Here is a 15,272-nt window from a genome sequence, read left to right as displayed (position 1 = left end):
GACCCCACCGGCGCACGTCAAGAAGGGACTGCAACACCATGACCGAACCCCGAGGGCCCGTCGACTCCTCCCGGGTCCCGCGCTTCGCCGGCCCGGCCACCTTCGCCAGGCTGCCCCGCCTCGACGAGGTCGCGGGGGCCGACGTGGCGGTGGTGGGCGTCCCGTTCGACGGCGGTGTCTCCTACCGCCCCGGCGCCCGCTTCGGGCCCGCCGCGGTCCGCGAGGCCAGCCGGCTGCTGCGCCCCTACCACCCGGGCCTTGACGTGTCCCCGTTCGCCACCCAGCAGGTGGCCGACGCCGGTGACATCGCCGTCAACCCCTTCGACATCGGCGAGGCCATCGAGACCATCCAGGACGCCGCGAGCGGCCTCCAGGCCGAGGGAACCCGCCTGGTCACCATCGGCGGCGACCACACCATCGCGCTCCCGCTGCTGCGCGCCGCCGCCCGGCGCCACGGCCCGGTCGCGGTGCTCCACTTCGACGCCCACCTGGACACCTGGGACACCTACTTCGGCGCCGAGCACACCCACGGCACCCCGTTCCGCCGGGCCGTGGAGGAGGGCATCGTCGACACCTCAGCCCTCTCGCACGTCGGCACCCGCGGCCCGCTGTACGGCAAGCAGGACCTCACCGAGGACGAGAAGCTGGGCTTCGGCATCGTCACCTCCGCCGATGTCTACCGGCGCGGCGCCGACGAGGTGGCCGACCAGCTGCGCCAGCGCATCGGCGACCGGCCGCTGTACATCTCCATCGACATCGACTGCCTCGACCCGGCCCACGCCCCCGGCACCGGCACCCCCGAGGCGGGCGGCCTGACCTCCCGCGAGCTCCTGGAGATCCTGCGCGGCCTGGCCGGATGCCGGCTGATCGGCGCGGATGTGGTGGAGGTGGCGCCCGCCTACGACCACGCCGAGATCACCTCGGTCGCGGCCTCCCACGTCGCCTACGACCTGATCAGCCTGCTCGCACTGCAAGGGAAGCGGGAGAAGACGGATGAGTGAATCCCCGGCACTGACCGAGGTCGAGAGCTACGGCGTCGAGCGCATCGCCGACGCGGACCGCACCGCGACCCCCTTCGACCTGTTCCGCGTCGCGTTCGGCGGCGCCAACACCTTCGCCACCTGTGTGCTCGGCGCCTTCCCGGTCCTCTTCGGGCTCTCCTTCTGGCAGGGCCTGGCGGCCACCCTGCTCGGCGTGGTGGGCGGCTCCCTGATCCTCGCCCCGCTCGCGGTGTTCGGCCCGTGCAACGGCACCAACAACGCGGTCTCCTCCTCGGCACACCTGGGGGTGCACGGGCGGATCGTCGGCTCCTTCCTGTCGCTGCTCACCGCCATCGCGTTCTTCTCCATCTCGGTGTGGTCCTCCGGTGACGCGCTGGTCGGCGGCGCCCACCGGCTCATGGGCGTGCCACAGAACGACGGGGTGTTCGCGCTCGCCTACGGCGTCTTCGGGGCGCTGGTGCTGACGGTGTGCGTGTACGGCTTCCGGTTCATGCTCTTCGTCAACAAGATCGCGGTGGTGGCGGCCTCGACGCTGTTCGTCCTCGGCTTCTTCGCCTTCGTGGGGGACTTCGACCCCGGCTACCAGGGGGTGTTCCCCTCGACGGCCACGGCCGGGTTCTGGCCCGCGTTCATCGGCTCGGCACTGATCGTGCTGTCCAACCCGGTGTCCTTCGGCGCCTTCCTCGGCGACTGGGCGCGCTACATCCCCGCCGACACCTCGCGCCGCAAGGTCGTCACGGCGGCGTTCGCCTCGCAGATCGCCACCATCCTGCCGTTCTTCTTCGGCCTGGCCACCGCCTCGATCATCGCCAAGAAGGCCGCGCCGTACATGGACGCCGGGGCGCCGAACTACGTCGGCGGACTGCTGGCCATCTCGCCCGGCTGGTACTTCCTGCCGGTGTGCCTGCTCGCCCTCATCGGCGGCCTGTCCACCGGCACCACCTCGCTCTACGGCACCGGCCTGGACTTCTCCAGCGTGTTCACCCGGTTCAGCCGGGTGCAGGCCACGCTGTTCGTCGGGGTGCTCTCGATCGGGTTCATCTTCCTGGGCCGGTTCGCCGCCAATCTGTCCCAGTCCATCTCCACCTTCGCCACGCTGATCATCACCTGCACCGCCCCCTGGATGATCATCATGGTGCTCGGCTATGTGACCCGGCGCGGCTGGTACGACCCCGACTCGCTCCAGGTGTTCAACCGGCGCCAGCGCGGTGGCCGCTACTGGTTCCACCACGGCTGGAACTGGCGTGGCATGGGCGCCTGGCTGACCGCGGCGGTGCTCGCCCTGCTCTTCGTCAACGTCCCCGGCCAGTTCGTCGGGCCGTTCGGCGATCTGGCCCGCGGCGCGGACATCTCGCTGCCGGTGGGCCTCGCCACCGCCTCGCTCCTCTATCTGGCGCTGCTGTGGCTCTTCCCCGAGCCGCGCGAGGTGTACGGGCCCGAGGGACCGCGGCTGGTCCGCGCCTCGGACGCGCCCGTACCGCCGATCACCACGGAGGCCGGTGTGCCCGTGCCCGCGGTGGCGGAAGGGGCGTGAGACCACCGTGCGCCTCATCGACCTCTCCGTACCCCTGGTCACGGGCATGCCGGTCTACCCCGGCGATCCGCGGGTGGCCATCGCCCCCGCGCTGAGCGTCGCCGCCGACGGGGTGAACGTGCTGCACCTGGACATGGGGTCGCAGTCCGGCACCCATGTCGACGCCCCGTTCCATATCGACGACGCGCTGCCCACCCTGGACCGGCTGCCCCTGGAGCGCTTCTGGGGGCGGGCGGTGGTGGTGGACGCCCGTGGCGCGGAGCCCCGGACACCGCTCGGGCCGTCCCTGTTCGAGGGCCGGCTGCGGGCCGGGAGCATCGTGCTGGTGGCCACCGGCTGGTCGCGGCACTGGGGCCACGACGACTACCTCGCCCATCCGTATCTCACCCCGGAGGCCGCCGAACTCCTGGTGGACGCCGGGATCCGCACCGTCGGCATCGACGCGCTGAGCGTCGATGCCACCCCCGCCGACGACCTCCCCGCCCACCGGATCCTGTGCGGCGCCCACGCCGTCATCGCCGAGAACCTCACCGGTCTCGACCCCCTGCTCGACGCGCAGACGGCGGGAGAGCCCATCGAGGTCTCCCTGCTGCCGCTGCGGCTCCCCGCCGCCGACGGCGCCCCGGTGCGGGCCGTGGCCCGCGTCGGCTGAACCACCCACGCAAGGAGCACCACCCCATGCACGACGAGGTTCTGCGGGCCGCCGACGCCCTGGTGGCGGCGTTCGGCGAAGGCCGCCTCGACGACTACTTCGCGGCGTTCGCGCCCGATGCCACATTCGTCTTCCACACCACCTCAGAACGGCTCGGCTCCACCGCGGACTACCGGGCCCTGTGGGACCGCTGGGTCGCGGAGGACGGCTTCCGCGTCCTGTCCTGCGTCTCCACCGACCGGCTGGTCCAACTCCTCGGCGACAGCGCGGTGTTCACCCACCTGGTGGAGACCACGGTGAGCACCACGGCCGGTGTGGAGACCAGCCACGAGCGCGAGACCATCGTCTTCCGCCGTCAGCCCCACGGCCACTGGCTGGCCGTGCATGAACACCTCTCGGCAGCGCCCGGCACGACGACGGCCACGGCCACGGATACGGCTGCGACGACGGCCACGGCCACGATCACGGAAACGGAACGATGAGCGAGCTTCTCGTACTGCGCAACCACATCGACGGCGAGTACACCGACGCGGCCGACGGCCGCCGCCTGGAGGTCACCGACCCGGTCACAGGCGAGGTGTACGCCACCTCGCCCCGGTCCGGCGCCGCCGACGTCGACGCCGCGATGACCGCCGCCGCGGCGGCCTTCCCCGCCTGGCGCGACGCCACCCCGGCCACCCGGCAGCGGCTGCTGCTGAAGATCGCGGACGCCGTCGAGGCGCGGGCGGAGGAGATCGCGGAGGCGGAGTGCCGCAACACCGGAAAGCCGCGCACCCTCACCCTCACCGAGGAGATCGCCCCGATCGTCGACCAGATCCGGTTCTTCGCCGGAGCCGCGCGTCTGCTGGAGGGCCGGTCGGCGGGCGAGTACATGGAGGGCCTGACCTCGATCGTCCGACGGGAGCCGATCGGGGTGTGCGCCCAGGTCGCGCCGTGGAACTACCCGCTGATGATGGGCGTGTGGAAGTTCGCCCCGGCCCTCGCCGCGGGCAACACCGTCGTCCTCAAGCCGTCGGACACCACCCCCGCGTCCACCGTGCTGCTCGCGGGCATCATCGGCGAGATCCTCGAGGAGATGGGCCTCCCGTCCGGCGTCTTCAACGTGGTGTGCGGCGACCGCGAGACCGGCCGGCTGATGGTCGAGCACCCCACCCCGGCGATGGCGGCCATCACCGGCTCGGTGCGCGCGGGCATGCAGGTCGCCGCGTCGGCGGCGAAGGACATCAAGCGGGTCCACCTTGAACTGGGCGGCAAGGCCCCGGCGGTGGTCTTCGAGGACGCCGATATCGCGGCGGCCGTCGAGGGCATCTCCCTCGCCGGATTCTTCAACGCCGGACAGGACTGCACCGCGGCCACGCGTGTCCTGGTCCACGAGTCGGTCCACGACGCGTTCGTGAGCGCGCTGGCCAAGGCCGCCGCAGCGATCAGGACCGGCGGTGGCATCGACGACGAGGACGTGCTGTACGGGCCGTTGAACAACGCCAACCAACTGGCCCAGGTCACCGGCTTCATCGACCGGCTGCCCGCGCACGCCACCGTGCAGACGGGTGGCCACCGGGTCGGTGACAAGGGCTTCTTCTACGCGCCCACCGTGGTCTCCGGGCTCGAGCAGGACGACGAGATCGTCCAGAACGAGGTGTTCGGCCCGGTCATCACCGTGCAGTCCTTCCGCGACGAGGCCGAGGCCGTCACGTACGCCAACGGTGTGGAGTACGCGCTGGCGTCCTCGGTGTGGACCAAGGACCACGCCCGCGCGATGCGGATGTCCAAGGCCCTGGACTTCGGCTGCGTCTGGATCAACACCCATATGATCCTCGCCGCCGAGATGCCGCACGGCGGCTACAAGAAGTCCGGCTACGGCAAGGACCTCTCCGCGTACGGCTTCGAGGACTACACCCGCGTCAAGCACGTCATGACGGCCCTCTGAACAACCGCCGCCACTCCGGCCCGTCATCACCGCGCCGCCGACCCGGCGCGGTGATGACACACCCGGTGCCGTACGTGCGTAGCCTGTTGCGACATGAGTGAGATGACACTGCGCCGGGCCCACGTCTCCGACCACGGGACGATCGTCGAGTGCGTACGGGAGTGGTGGGGCGACTCACGCACCCCCGATCAGGCGCGTGAGCTTTCCATGCTGCTGCCCAGGCTGTTTCTGCAATTCTTCTCCGGCACCAGCCTGGTCCTGGAGGACGGCGACGGCATCAAGGCGTTCCTCGTGGGCTTCCACGCCGCGGACAACGACCACGAGGCGTACATCCACTTCGTCGGGGTGGCGCCCGAGTTGCGCGGGCAGGGCGTGGGCCGCAGGCTCTACACGGCGTTCTTCCAGCGTGCCGCCGAGGCGGGCCGCCGTGAGGTGCACGCCATCACCTCGCCCCTGAACACCGGGTCCGTGGCCTTCCACCGGGCCATGGGGTTCATGCTCGAGGAGGGCGACCGTCAGGTCAACGGCCTGCCTGTGCACGGGGATTACGACGGACCCGGACAGCACCGGGTGTGCTTCCGCCGGCAGATCGCCGTCCATCCCTGAGGACGAGAGGGCTTGACGGTGGCGGTGCGCTGCTCTACACCGGTATGGGAGCGCTCCCATGGCTCCCATGATGTGTTCCGCACCAAGGCGTCCGCACCCGTTCCGCGGGCGCCCACGGACCGAACCTCATGGACCGCCGAAAGGAAAGCGCATGGCACGCACCAGACATCCGCTCGCCGCCCTGATCGCCTTGGTCGCGTTTCTCGCCCTTCTCGTCCCGCTCGGCGCCGGTCCGGCGCACGCCGAGTCCAACGGCGGTGTGAAGGTCATGCCGCTGGGCGACTCGATCACCGACGGATTCAACGTCCCGGGGGGTTACCGCGTCGGCCTGTGGCAGAAGCTCACGGCGGGCCGTTACAAAGTCGACTTCGTCGGCTCGCTCTTCAACGGCCCGTCCGGCCTCGGCGATCACGACCACGAGGGCCACTCCGGCTGGACGATCCAGCAGATCGACGACAACGTCGTGAACTGGCTGCGCACCCAGAACCCGCACACGATCCTGCTGCACATCGGGACCAACGACATCTACGGCAGCAACCCCGCCGGGGCGCCGGCCAGGCTCTCCACCCTGATCGACCACATCACCGCCCAGGCGCCGAACGCGGAGCTCTTCGTCGCCACCATCACCCCGCTGGGCTTCATGGACTCGACGGTACGGGCGTACAACGCGGCGATCCCCGGCATCGTGCAGAGCAAGGTCAACGCGGGCAAGCGTGTCCATCTAGTTGACATGTACAGCGCATTGACACCCGCGGACCTAGCCGACGGGGTGCACCCCAACGCCGGTGGCTACGACAAGATGGCCGACGTCTGGTGGCGGGCGCTGCGATCGGTGCCGGGCAGCATCGGCAACCCCACGTTCGCCACCACCGGGTCCGGGGCGCACGGTAACGGGTCGGCCGCACGGGCGGCATGAGCCGCCCCTTCACCGTCACAGCCCAGGAAGGACCGTCATATGAACCACACTCCCGCCGCCGCGGAAGCCACCCCCACGCCCAGGCGCCGCCCAAGGACACCGGGGTCGATGGCCGCGGCGTTACTCGGCGGCGTACTGCCGCTGCTCGCCACGCTGTTCCTGCTGGCACCGCCGCCCGCGGCGGCCGCCTCGCTCACCGAGGTCACGGGCTTCGGCAACAATCCGAGCAACCTCCGCATGTACGAGTACGTGCCGAACAACGTCGCGGCACGGCCCGCCGTCCTCGTGGCGGTGCACTACTGCACGGGCTCGGGGCCCGCGTTCTACTCCGGCACCGAGTTCGCCTCCCTGGCCGACCGGTACGGCTTCATCGTCATCTACCCCTCCGCCACCAGAAGCGGCGCCTGCTTCGACGTCTCCTCCCCGCAGGCGCTGCGGCACGACGGCGGCAGCGACCCGGTGGGCATCGTCTCGATGGTCCGCTACGCCCAGCAGCGCCACAACGCCGACCCCAACCGGGTGTACGTCACCGGCGCCTCGTCGGGCGCCATGATGACCAACGTCCTGCTGGGCGACTACCCGGATGTGTTCAAGGCGGGCGCGGCCTTCGCGGGCGTGCCCTTCGGCTGCTTCGCCACCACCGACGGATCCGGCTGGAACACCGCCTGCGCCAACGGCACCATCACCAAGACACCGCAGGCGTGGGGCGATCTCGCACGCGGGGCCTACCCCGGATACCAGGGTGCCAGGCCGAGGATGCAGCTGTGGCACGGCACCGCGGACAACACCCTGCGCTATCCGAACTTCGGCGAGGAGATCAAGCAGTGGACCAATGTGCTCGGGGTGAGCCAGACCCCCGTCTTCACGGACCATCCGCAGTCCTCCTGGACCCGGACCCGCTACGGCGCCACGGGCAACCAGGCCCCCGTTGAGGCGATCAGCGTGCAGGGCACCGGACACTCCCTCCCGGCCGCCGGGATGGCCGCACGGGCCATTACCTTCTTCGGCCTGGACGCCGGATGACCCGCTGACGGGCTGGAAACACGAAGGGCGAGCCGACACGGAGAACCGTTCAGCAGCGTTCTGAGAAAGGCGCCTCGGGGCCGCCGAAACCGGCCCCTTGGCGCTCTTCCGCGGGCATGTGGGCGGCCGGTGCCCACGGCCGTGGACAACTCCTCCGCCGCCCCGCCCCCGGCCCCGCCGACGCCCGCCCGTGCCCCTGCCGCACCCCCTGTGATCTGGCCTTTCGCCGATCCCGTGGCTATGTTTCACCCCTCGGGAAAGGGGAGCGCGTGGACCGGAACATACGCACGGTGGACGACGTCTTGAGGCTCCTGGACGGCCTCTTCGCACCGGAGGCCGACCGCTGGACGGCCGGCGGCGCCTCGTGGTGGGACGGTTTCTACGCGGACCGCGCCAAGTCCGTCCCGTTCTTCGTGGCGAAGCCCGATGAGCATCTGGTGTCATACCTCGACCGTGGCCTGATCGCTCCGGGCCGGGCCCTCGACCTGGGGTGCGGCCCCGGCCGCAACGCCCTCCACCTCGCCTCCCGGGGGTTCACGGTGGACGCCGTCGACCTCTCGCCCACGGCCATCTCCTGGGCCGAGGAGCGCGCCCATGAGGCCGGGGCCGAGGTCCGGTTCCACCGCGGGGACGCCTTCGCCCTCACCGCCGGCGAGTTGGCCGGGCCGTACGACCTGATCTGCGACTCCGGCTGCTTCCACCATCTGCCGCCGCACCGCCGGATCAGCTACCTCGCGCTCCTCGAACGCGCCCTGGCCCCCGGCGGCCATCTCGCCCTCAGCTGCTTCGCGGCGGGTGTGATGGGTTCCGAACTGCCCGACGCGGCCTTCTACCGTCAATCCGGGCTTCAGGGCGGCCTCGCCTACACACCGGATTCCCTGCGCTGGATCTTCTCCGAGCTGACCGAGATCGAGCTGCGCCGGATGCGGGACGAGCCGTCCGGCTCCCCGCTCTTCGGGGAGCCGTTCCTGTGGACGGCCCTCTTCCGCCGCCCGGAGGGGGCGGGGAGCACCGCGCCCTGAGGTGCCGCTGCGGATCAGCGTGCCGGAGTGGGGTCCGACACCGACACATCGGCCGAGGCATCTCCGAGACCGGCGTTCCACCGCTGGTCGTTCCGGTCCTCGGCCGAGCGCAGCTCGACCTCGCTGTCGGGGTCGTCGCCGTCCGGGGTGACCGCGAAGTCGGGCGCGATATGAGGGCGGATCACCCCGTCGCGGTCGACCGCGAACCGCAGGTTCTCGCCGTTGTCGCCGTCGGCGGACGAGCACGGCCAGATGCCCACACCCCGGTCGGTGTCCCCGCGCGAGTCCAGACAGAAGTCGGGATCGGCCTCGGTGTGCAGCAGCCCCTCCGAGTCCAGCCGCCACCGCTGGGTGTCGCTCCCGCTGCACTGGGCCAGGACGGCGTCCGCGCGCTTCTCCACCTCCTGGTCGCGGATGTCCAGACAGAGCCCGGAGGCGGCGTTGACCACCACGGTGAAGCTGTCGTCCGGGATCGGGGCGGAGGGCGCGGGGGCGGTGCTCGGGGGAGTGGTGGCGGGCGCGGTCGTGGGCGGTTGGGTCATGCCACCGGGGTTCGGCGGGCGCTGTGGCCTCTTCGTCGGAGCCGGCGCATCCGTCGTGGGGTCTGACGAAGGAGCCGCCGGGGTGGCCGTGGGCGCGGGGGTGTTCGCACGGCCGGCCGGGGCCATGTCGTCCCCGTCGGACACCAGGAGGGCGACGGTGAGGGCCACCGCCGCCACGGCCGCCACCGCGACCAGTGCGGCCGTCGCGGGCGGCCGGGAGCCGATCCTGGTCCGCAGGCGCCAACGTCCCGTGGATCCACCGTCCATCGGTACGTTCGACGGGACTCCGGCGGGCCCCGGTGGGTACGGCGGCGGGGGAGCGGGGACCAGGGGAGGCTCCGGCCGTGGCGGCTCCGCGGGCGACGCCGCCGCCGACCCCACCGAGGGCACACCGGCGACCGGTTCCGCCGTGACGTAGGACGTCCCGCCCCACCCCAGGAGCCCATCGGCGATCACGGGCCGGGGATCCTCGTCCATCCGCAGCAGCTCGCCGTACACCCCGGCACACGAAAGGCAGCCGGACAGATGGCGGTCCAGGTCATCACAGCGCCGGGGGTTCTCCGGCCGTACCGCCGCCTCGATGAGGCCCCTGAACCCCCGACACATCTGCTCGCCGCCACGCTCCAGATGGGTCCGCAGCCATGCCTCGCGCAGCGCGCTCTGTGCCGTCTCCCGGAGCGTGGGGACGGTGTGCGGCGCCACGCCCGCGAAGGTGGCCACCACCGTGTCGGGCTCCTCCTCCACCACGCTGTACCACAGGACATCGCGGGTGCGCGCCGAGAGGGTGAGGAAGCCGCCGAGCATGGCCGAACGCCCCCTCGGCCCCGGGAGTCCGGCCGCACCGCCCGTGGCGGTACCGGAGTGGCCGAGCCACTCGGCGAACGCGGGATCCAACCGCTCCTCCCGGCTGCCCTCCGCCCAGGTGGCGGCCACCCGCTGGACGAGCAGCAGCAGATGGTGGCGCCACGGCCCCCAGGGATCGATACCCCGGCAGGTCTCCTGCGCGGCGAGGCCGAAGGACAGGTCGGCGAGCTGTTCGGCGTCGGCCTGGGTCCTGCCGCAGAGCCGGGCGTAGGACAGCACCGCCGGGAGGTGGCGCTCCCTCAGTTCCTGGGTGGCGGGGAGGGCGGTGGGCGCCCCGGAGCGGATCCGTTCGGTGAGCTCGGTGTCGGACAGTTGGGCGTACGACCGCTGCCCGGTGGTGGCATCGGGTTCGGTTCCGTGCGGGTCGGTCACCCTCACCACTCCTCGCGTCACCGACAGTGAGACGAGTGCCCATAGTGGTGGAGGGCGCGGGTGCGGGTAAAGGTATCCGCCAGTAACTCCCCTGAGGCGACAATTCTTTACCGGTCGGTTGGCTACTGGTCGGTTGGCTCCTGCCCGGTGGTGAAGCGGCCGACGAGTTCGCGTTTGAGCACCTTGCCGCTCGGGCCCAGCGGGAAGGTGTCGATGAACTCCACCCGGCGGGGGTACTTGTGCCCGGCGAGCCGTTCCCTCGCCCACGCCACGATCCCCGAGCCGAGCGCCGCGTCCGGAGCCGTCCCGGAGCGTGGCCGCACCACCGCGCACACCTCCTCGCCGTACACCTCGTCGGGCAGTCCGATGACGGCCACCTGGGCGACGGCCGGGTGGCGCATCAGCACGTCCTCCACCTCTCGCGGGTAGACGTTGTAACCGCCCCGCACCACCAGGTCCTTCTTGCGGTCCACGAGGGTGAGATAGCCCTCCGCGTCCTTGGTGCCGAGGTCACCCGAGCGGAACCACCCGTCGACCAGCACCTCGGCCGTGGCCTCCGGGCGGTTGAGGTAACCGGCCATCACATTGTGGCCACGGATGACGATCTCACCGACCGCGCCCGTGGGCAGCAGCTCGACCCGGTCCTCCACATCGGCCGCGGCGATCTCCGCCTCGACCCCCCAGATCGGGCGCCCCACCGTCCCGGGTTTACGCGGCCACGCCCTCTGGTTGTAGGCGACCACCGGCGATGCCTCGGTCAGCCCGTACCCCTCGTAGATCGGGCAGCCGAAGACCTCCTGGAAGTCCTCGAGCACCTTCACCGGAAGCGCCGAGCCCCCGGAGAACGCGCGGTCGAGGGCTGGGCGGCGGGGGTCCTCGGCGGCGGCGTCGAGCAGGGCCAGATACATGGTGGGCACGCCCATGAAGACGGTGCACCCCTCGGTGACCATCAGGTCCAGTGCCCGGGGGCCGTCGAACCGGTTCATCAGCACCATCGTGCCGCCCGCCAGGAAGGTGGTGCTCATCCCGCAGGTTTGCCCGAAGGTGTGGAACAGGGGGAGGCAGCCGAGCAGCACATCGTCGGGGCCGAGGTCGAACGGCGAGCGCATCGTGGTGCTCACGTTCATCACCAGATTGAAGTGGGTGATCATCGCACCCTTGGGGTGGCCGGTGGTGCCCGAGGTGTACAGGACCACGGCGAGGTCGTCGGGCTCGCGCGGAACACACCGCTCGATGGGCTCGGCGCCTTCGGCGAGGGCGTCCAGCCGCGGCCGGCCGCCGTCGTGCTCCTCCAGCACGGTGACCACCGGAACCCCGGCCACCTCCGCTCCCTTGGCGCCCTCGGTGAGCATCGGCGCCCCGCACACCAGCACCTTCGACTCCGAGTCGCGGAGCACATGGACGATCTCGTCGGCGCGCAGCAGACCGTGCACCGGGACGGCCACGGCGCCGAGCGCCAGCACCGCGTAGTACACCATCGGGAAGTGCGGGGTGTTCGGCAGCAGCAGCGCCACCCGATCGCCGGGGCCGATGCCCTGGTCGCGCAGTACGGCGGCGTACCGCCGGGTGGCGTCCCACAGCTCGCGGTAGGTGATGCGCCGCGGGTCGAAGACGAGCGCGGGGTGGTCCGGGCGCCGCAGCGCGGACTCGGCGAGCACCGCCGCCGCGGTGAGCGTCATGCCCCGGCCCGCTGGGCGGCCAGCCGCTGCTTGTCCGGCTTGCCCGCGCCGGTCAGCGGAAGGTCGTCATGGAAGGTGATGGCGGCCGGCACATGCTTGGGCGAGAGCTCACCGGACACATGGTCGAGCAGCGAGGTGAAGTCCGCGACGCCACCGGTCCTGAGCACCACGGCGGCGTGGATGTGCTCCACCCGGTCCCCGTCGGCCACTCCGTACACCGCGGCCTGGGCCACATCGGGGTGGGTCAGCAGCGCGTTCTCGACGGCGGTGGGATGGACCTTGATACCGTTGGTCTTCATCACCTCGCCCACCCGGCCGTGCAGCCGCACATAGCCGCGCTCGTCGAGGGCGCCGAGGTCACCGGTGTACACCCAGCCGTCGCGTACGGCCTCCGCGGTCAGCTCCGGCTCGCGCCAGTAGCCGAGCATGTTGAACGGCGACCGTACGCAGATCTCGCCGATCTCACCCGCCGGCAGATCGCGCTCGTCATCCACGTCACGGACGCGCACCTCGGCGGTCAGCCGGCCGGCGGTGGACCGCAGTTCGGGGTCGAAGTGGTCCGGCGGGGCGAGCACGCTGATCCCGCTGGTCTCGGTGGTGCCGTAGAACTGGAGCAGGACCGGGCCGAACACCTCGACCGCCTCGGCCAGCCGGGCCGCGGCGGCGGGGCAGCCGCCGTAGGAGATGATCTGGATGCTCGACAGATCGGTGTCCTTGATGGCGGGGTGGTCCACCAGCATGTACAGCTGCGGAGGGGTGAGGGTGAGCGCGGACACCCGGTGCCGCTCCACCGCGTCGAGCACCGCGCTCGCGTCGAAGCCCTCGTGCAGCACCACCGTGCCACCGGAGGCGAGGGCGAGGTCGGCGCCGGAGCCGTTGGAGTGGCTCACCGGCAGCGTGGACAGATAGGTGATCGGGCCGGGTGCGTCAAGTCCCGCCCGCAGATAGAGAGTTCGGACCCGGAAGGGGAGTGTGACACCCTTCGGGCTGCCGCTGGTGCCACTGGTGAACAGGACCACGGCCGGACGCTCGGGGTCGGTCTCCACGACCGTCAGATCGAAGGCGTCCGCGTCGCCCGTGGTCAGGTCCAGCACATCGGGGCCGAGGGAGCCCAGCGCGGCGAGCCGGGGCGGCTCCGGCAGACGCTCGCACAGCTCCCGGGCCAGGCCCAGGTTCTCCTCGTCCACGGCGAGGAACGTGGCGCCGGTCTTCTTCAGGATCTCGTGCCGCTCGCGGGTGGCCAGCTGATCGGTAGGGTCCACCGCGTTGGTGGAGTGCAGATGGACCACCGTGGCACCGATGAGGTTCGCCGCATAGCGCAGAATGATGGTGGCCGGGGTGTTGGCGACCGTCAGTACGGCCACGACCGGAATTTCTTCCTCCGCTGTCTGGCGGCGCAGCAATTCCGCCGCCGCGACCACGGTGCGGGTGAACTCACCGGCGGTGAACCGCTCATCGTCGCGAAGCAGGGCAACCCGCTCCGAATCGGCCGACAGAGCCTCGAGGACCCGTCGGACGTAATTGTCGGTCGGAGACATCGAAACTCCAGTTCGCCGTGTGCCGATGAGTTCAAGGTGCCGTTTCCCGCTGAAGGATGACACCCTGCCCCCGGCGTGGCAACCTTCTTCCATCCACCCGTCAGTTTCCTGCCGTGAAACCGGGTCGGGTGTGCGGAGGTTGCCTTTCGGCATACCGATTGACGGCCGACCGCATGTAGATTGGCGTCGGCGGGGGGTCGCTACGGCTCATCCCGCTTTCTGCGCGATCCCCAAGTAGCCTAAAAGCGAAGTGAGTGGACGTGACGACCCAATATCTGGACCTGTTTTCGCGCCTCACCGAAGGTTCTGACGGTGGAAAGCGGGAGTTCCTGGAGATCGGACGGCTCGCCGGTCAGTTCCCCGCCGCCAGCGTCAGCGGTGTCGAGGACACCTCCCGGATCAGCGTCTGGTGCAGCAACGACTACCTCGGCATGGGCCAGCACCCCGCCGTCCTGGAGGCCATGAAGGAAGCCGTCGACGAGTACGGGGCGGGCGCCGGCGGCTCGCGCAACATCGGCGGCACCAACCACTGCCACGTATTGCTGGAGAAGGAGCTCAGCGCGCTCCACGGCAAGGACGACGCGCTGCTGTTCACCTCCGGCTACACCGCCAACGACGGCGCGCTGTCCGTCATCGCGGGCCGCATGGAGGGGTGCGTCGTCTTCTCCGACGCGCTGAACCACGCCTCCATCATCGACGGTCTGCGCCACAGCGGCGCCCAGAAGCGGATCTTCCGGCACAACGACACGGCGCACCTCGAGGAACTGCTCGCGGCCGCCGACCCCGACGCGCCCAAGCTGATCGTCACCGAGTCGGTCTACTCGATGAACGGCGACATCGCGCCACTCGCGGAGATCGCCGACATCGCCGAGCGCCATGGTGCCATGACCTTCCTCGACGAGGTGCACGCGGTGGGCATGTACGGCCCGCAGGGCGCGGGCATCGCGGCGCGCGAGGGGCTGGCCGACCGGTTCACCGTCATCATGGGCACGCTGGCCAAGGGTTTTGGCACCAACGGCGGATACATCGTGGGCCCGGCGGAGGTGATCGAGGCGGTCCGGATGTTCTCCCGCTCCTTCATCTTCACCACCGCGATGCCGCCCGCCGTGGCCGCCGCCGCCCTCGCCGCCGTCCGCCATCTGCGCTCCTCGGAGGCCGAAAGGGAACGGCTGTGGGCAAACGCACAGTTGATGCACCGGCTGCTGAAGGAGCGCAGGATCCCCTTCATCTCCGACCTCACCCACATCGTGTCCGTGCTGGTGCGGAACGAGGTCCTGTGCAAGCGCATGTCCACGGCCCTGCTGGAGCGGCACGGCATCTATGTGCAGGCGATCAACGCGCCCAGCGTACGGGCCGGTGAGGAGATCCTGCGGGTGGCCCCCGGAGCCGTCCATTCCACCTCCGAGGTGGAGATGTTCGTCAAGGCCCTTGACCAGGTCTGGGAGGAGCTCGGCGGCCCCCGTGAGGAGGCCGGAATACGGTTGCGCAATGGGGCCGGCCGGGGTTAGGCAAAGGTGGCGCAAGGCGTGTGGATCTTGCTTGACACGCCTTGGCGGCGAGAGGTTTGATGAGCGAACGCGAACAGCTGGGTGATTC

The 15,272-nt window shown here is 70.7% G+C and carries 12 protein-coding genes and 1 pseudogene; 10 read left to right on the top strand and 3 right to left on the bottom strand.

Features of this window, described 5'->3' with window-relative positions; genetic code table 11:
* The first annotated feature begins 38 nt into the window (after positions 1-38).
* From speB to ACT2CW_RS13550, 9 genes and pseudogenes are all read left to right on the top strand, one after another.
* Positions 39-1,001, top strand: a complete 963-nt coding sequence (speB, locus tag ACT2CW_RS13590; protein ID WP_037960149.1) for an agmatinase — start codon at positions 39-41, stop codon at positions 999-1,001.
* Positions 994-2,535, top strand: a complete 1,542-nt coding sequence (locus ACT2CW_RS13585) for a purine-cytosine permease family protein (protein ID WP_445516731.1) — start codon at positions 994-996, stop codon at positions 2,533-2,535. Before speB ends, ACT2CW_RS13585 begins: the two co-directional genes overlap by 8 nt.
* Before the next feature lie 7 nt (positions 2,536-2,542).
* Complete coding sequence (locus ACT2CW_RS13580) at positions 2,543-3,187, top strand: cyclase family protein (RefSeq protein ID WP_445516730.1); 645 nt, start codon at positions 2,543-2,545, stop codon at positions 3,185-3,187.
* 26 nt (positions 3,188-3,213) lie between these two features.
* Positions 3,214-3,669 (top strand): YybH family protein, encoded by a 456-nt coding sequence (locus ACT2CW_RS13575; protein ID WP_445516729.1) that lies wholly within the window; start codon positions 3,214-3,216, stop codon positions 3,667-3,669.
* Entirely contained in the window at positions 3,666-5,114 is a 1,449-nt protein-coding gene (locus ACT2CW_RS13570) for a gamma-aminobutyraldehyde dehydrogenase (RefSeq protein WP_445516728.1), read from the top strand. Before ACT2CW_RS13575 ends, ACT2CW_RS13570 begins: the two co-directional genes overlap by 4 nt.
* A 93-nt stretch (positions 5,115-5,207) precedes the next feature.
* The gene (locus ACT2CW_RS13565) at positions 5,208-5,720 is read left to right on the top strand and encodes a GNAT family N-acetyltransferase (RefSeq protein ID WP_445516727.1); all 513 of its coding nucleotides are present in this window, start codon (positions 5,208-5,210) and stop codon (positions 5,718-5,720) included.
* A 151-nt stretch (positions 5,721-5,871) separates the two neighbouring features.
* The gene (locus tag ACT2CW_RS13560; protein ID WP_445516726.1) at positions 5,872-6,636 is read left to right on the top strand and encodes an SGNH/GDSL hydrolase family protein; all 765 of its coding nucleotides are present in this window, start codon (positions 5,872-5,874) and stop codon (positions 6,634-6,636) included.
* Positions 6,637-6,744: 108 nt separating this feature from the next.
* A pseudogene (locus ACT2CW_RS13555) lies at positions 6,745-7,656 on the top strand (extracellular catalytic domain type 1 short-chain-length polyhydroxyalkanoate depolymerase); the annotation flags it as partial.
* Between the two features lie 272 nt (positions 7,657-7,928).
* On the top strand, positions 7,929-8,681 hold the full coding sequence (locus ACT2CW_RS13550; protein WP_445516725.1) for a class I SAM-dependent methyltransferase: 753 nt from the start codon (positions 7,929-7,931) through the stop codon (positions 8,679-8,681).
* 14 nt (positions 8,682-8,695) lie between these two features.
* Here the strand turns inward: ACT2CW_RS13550 and ACT2CW_RS13545 are convergent, their stop codons facing one another.
* From ACT2CW_RS13545 to ACT2CW_RS13535, 3 genes are all read right to left on the bottom strand, one after another.
* A complete protein-coding gene (locus tag ACT2CW_RS13545) occupies positions 8,696-10,459 on the bottom strand; it encodes a ricin-type beta-trefoil lectin domain protein (protein WP_445516724.1) in 1,764 nt (587 codons plus the stop codon).
* Between the two features lie 122 nt (positions 10,460-10,581).
* On the bottom strand, positions 10,582-12,138 hold the full coding sequence (locus ACT2CW_RS13540; protein WP_445516723.1) for a long-chain-fatty-acid--CoA ligase: 1,557 nt from the start codon (positions 12,136-12,138) through the stop codon (positions 10,582-10,584).
* The gene (locus tag ACT2CW_RS13535; RefSeq protein WP_445516722.1) at positions 12,135-13,676 is read right to left on the bottom strand and encodes a class I adenylate-forming enzyme family protein; all 1,542 of its coding nucleotides are present in this window, start codon (positions 13,674-13,676) and stop codon (positions 12,135-12,137) included. The genes ACT2CW_RS13540 and ACT2CW_RS13535 overlap by 4 nt, the downstream gene beginning before the upstream one ends.
* Positions 13,677-13,936: 260 nt before the next feature.
* On the opposite strand from ACT2CW_RS13535, the gene hemA reads away from it, so the two are divergent.
* A complete protein-coding gene (gene hemA / locus ACT2CW_RS13530) occupies positions 13,937-15,184 on the top strand; it encodes a 5-aminolevulinate synthase (protein ID WP_182467301.1) in 1,248 nt (415 codons plus the stop codon).
* Positions 15,185-15,272 lie beyond the last annotated feature (88 nt).

The organism is Streptomyces sp. NEAU-174, from assembly GCF_052665095.1.
Note: the sequence above shows the minus strand (reverse complement) of the source record. Positions and strands in the feature narration are given on the sequence as shown.

Bases quoted from the DNA above. Each gene is read 5' to 3' on its own strand.
- ACT2CW_RS13585 (WP_445516731.1), top strand. From the start codon at position 994: ATGAGTGAATCCCCGGCACTGACCGAGGTCGAGAGCTACGGCGTCGAG.
- ACT2CW_RS13565 (WP_445516727.1), top strand. From the start codon at position 5,208: ATGAGTGAGATGACACTGCGCCGGGCCCACGTCTCCGACCACGGGACG.
- ACT2CW_RS13535 (WP_445516722.1), bottom strand. From the start codon at position 13,676: ATGTCTCCGACCGACAATTACGTCCGACGGGTCCTCGAGGCTCTGTCG.
- speB (WP_037960149.1), top strand. From the start codon at position 39: ATGACCGAACCCCGAGGGCCCGTCGACTCCTCCCGGGTCCCGCGCTTC.
- ACT2CW_RS13575 (WP_445516729.1), top strand. From the start codon at position 3,214: ATGCACGACGAGGTTCTGCGGGCCGCCGACGCCCTGGTGGCGGCGTTC.
- ACT2CW_RS13560 (WP_445516726.1), top strand. From the start codon at position 5,872: ATGGCACGCACCAGACATCCGCTCGCCGCCCTGATCGCCTTGGTCGCG.
- ACT2CW_RS13570 (WP_445516728.1), top strand. From the start codon at position 3,666: ATGAGCGAGCTTCTCGTACTGCGCAACCACATCGACGGCGAGTACACC.
- ACT2CW_RS13540 (WP_445516723.1), bottom strand. From the start codon at position 12,138: ATGACGCTCACCGCGGCGGCGGTGCTCGCCGAGTCCGCGCTGCGGCGC.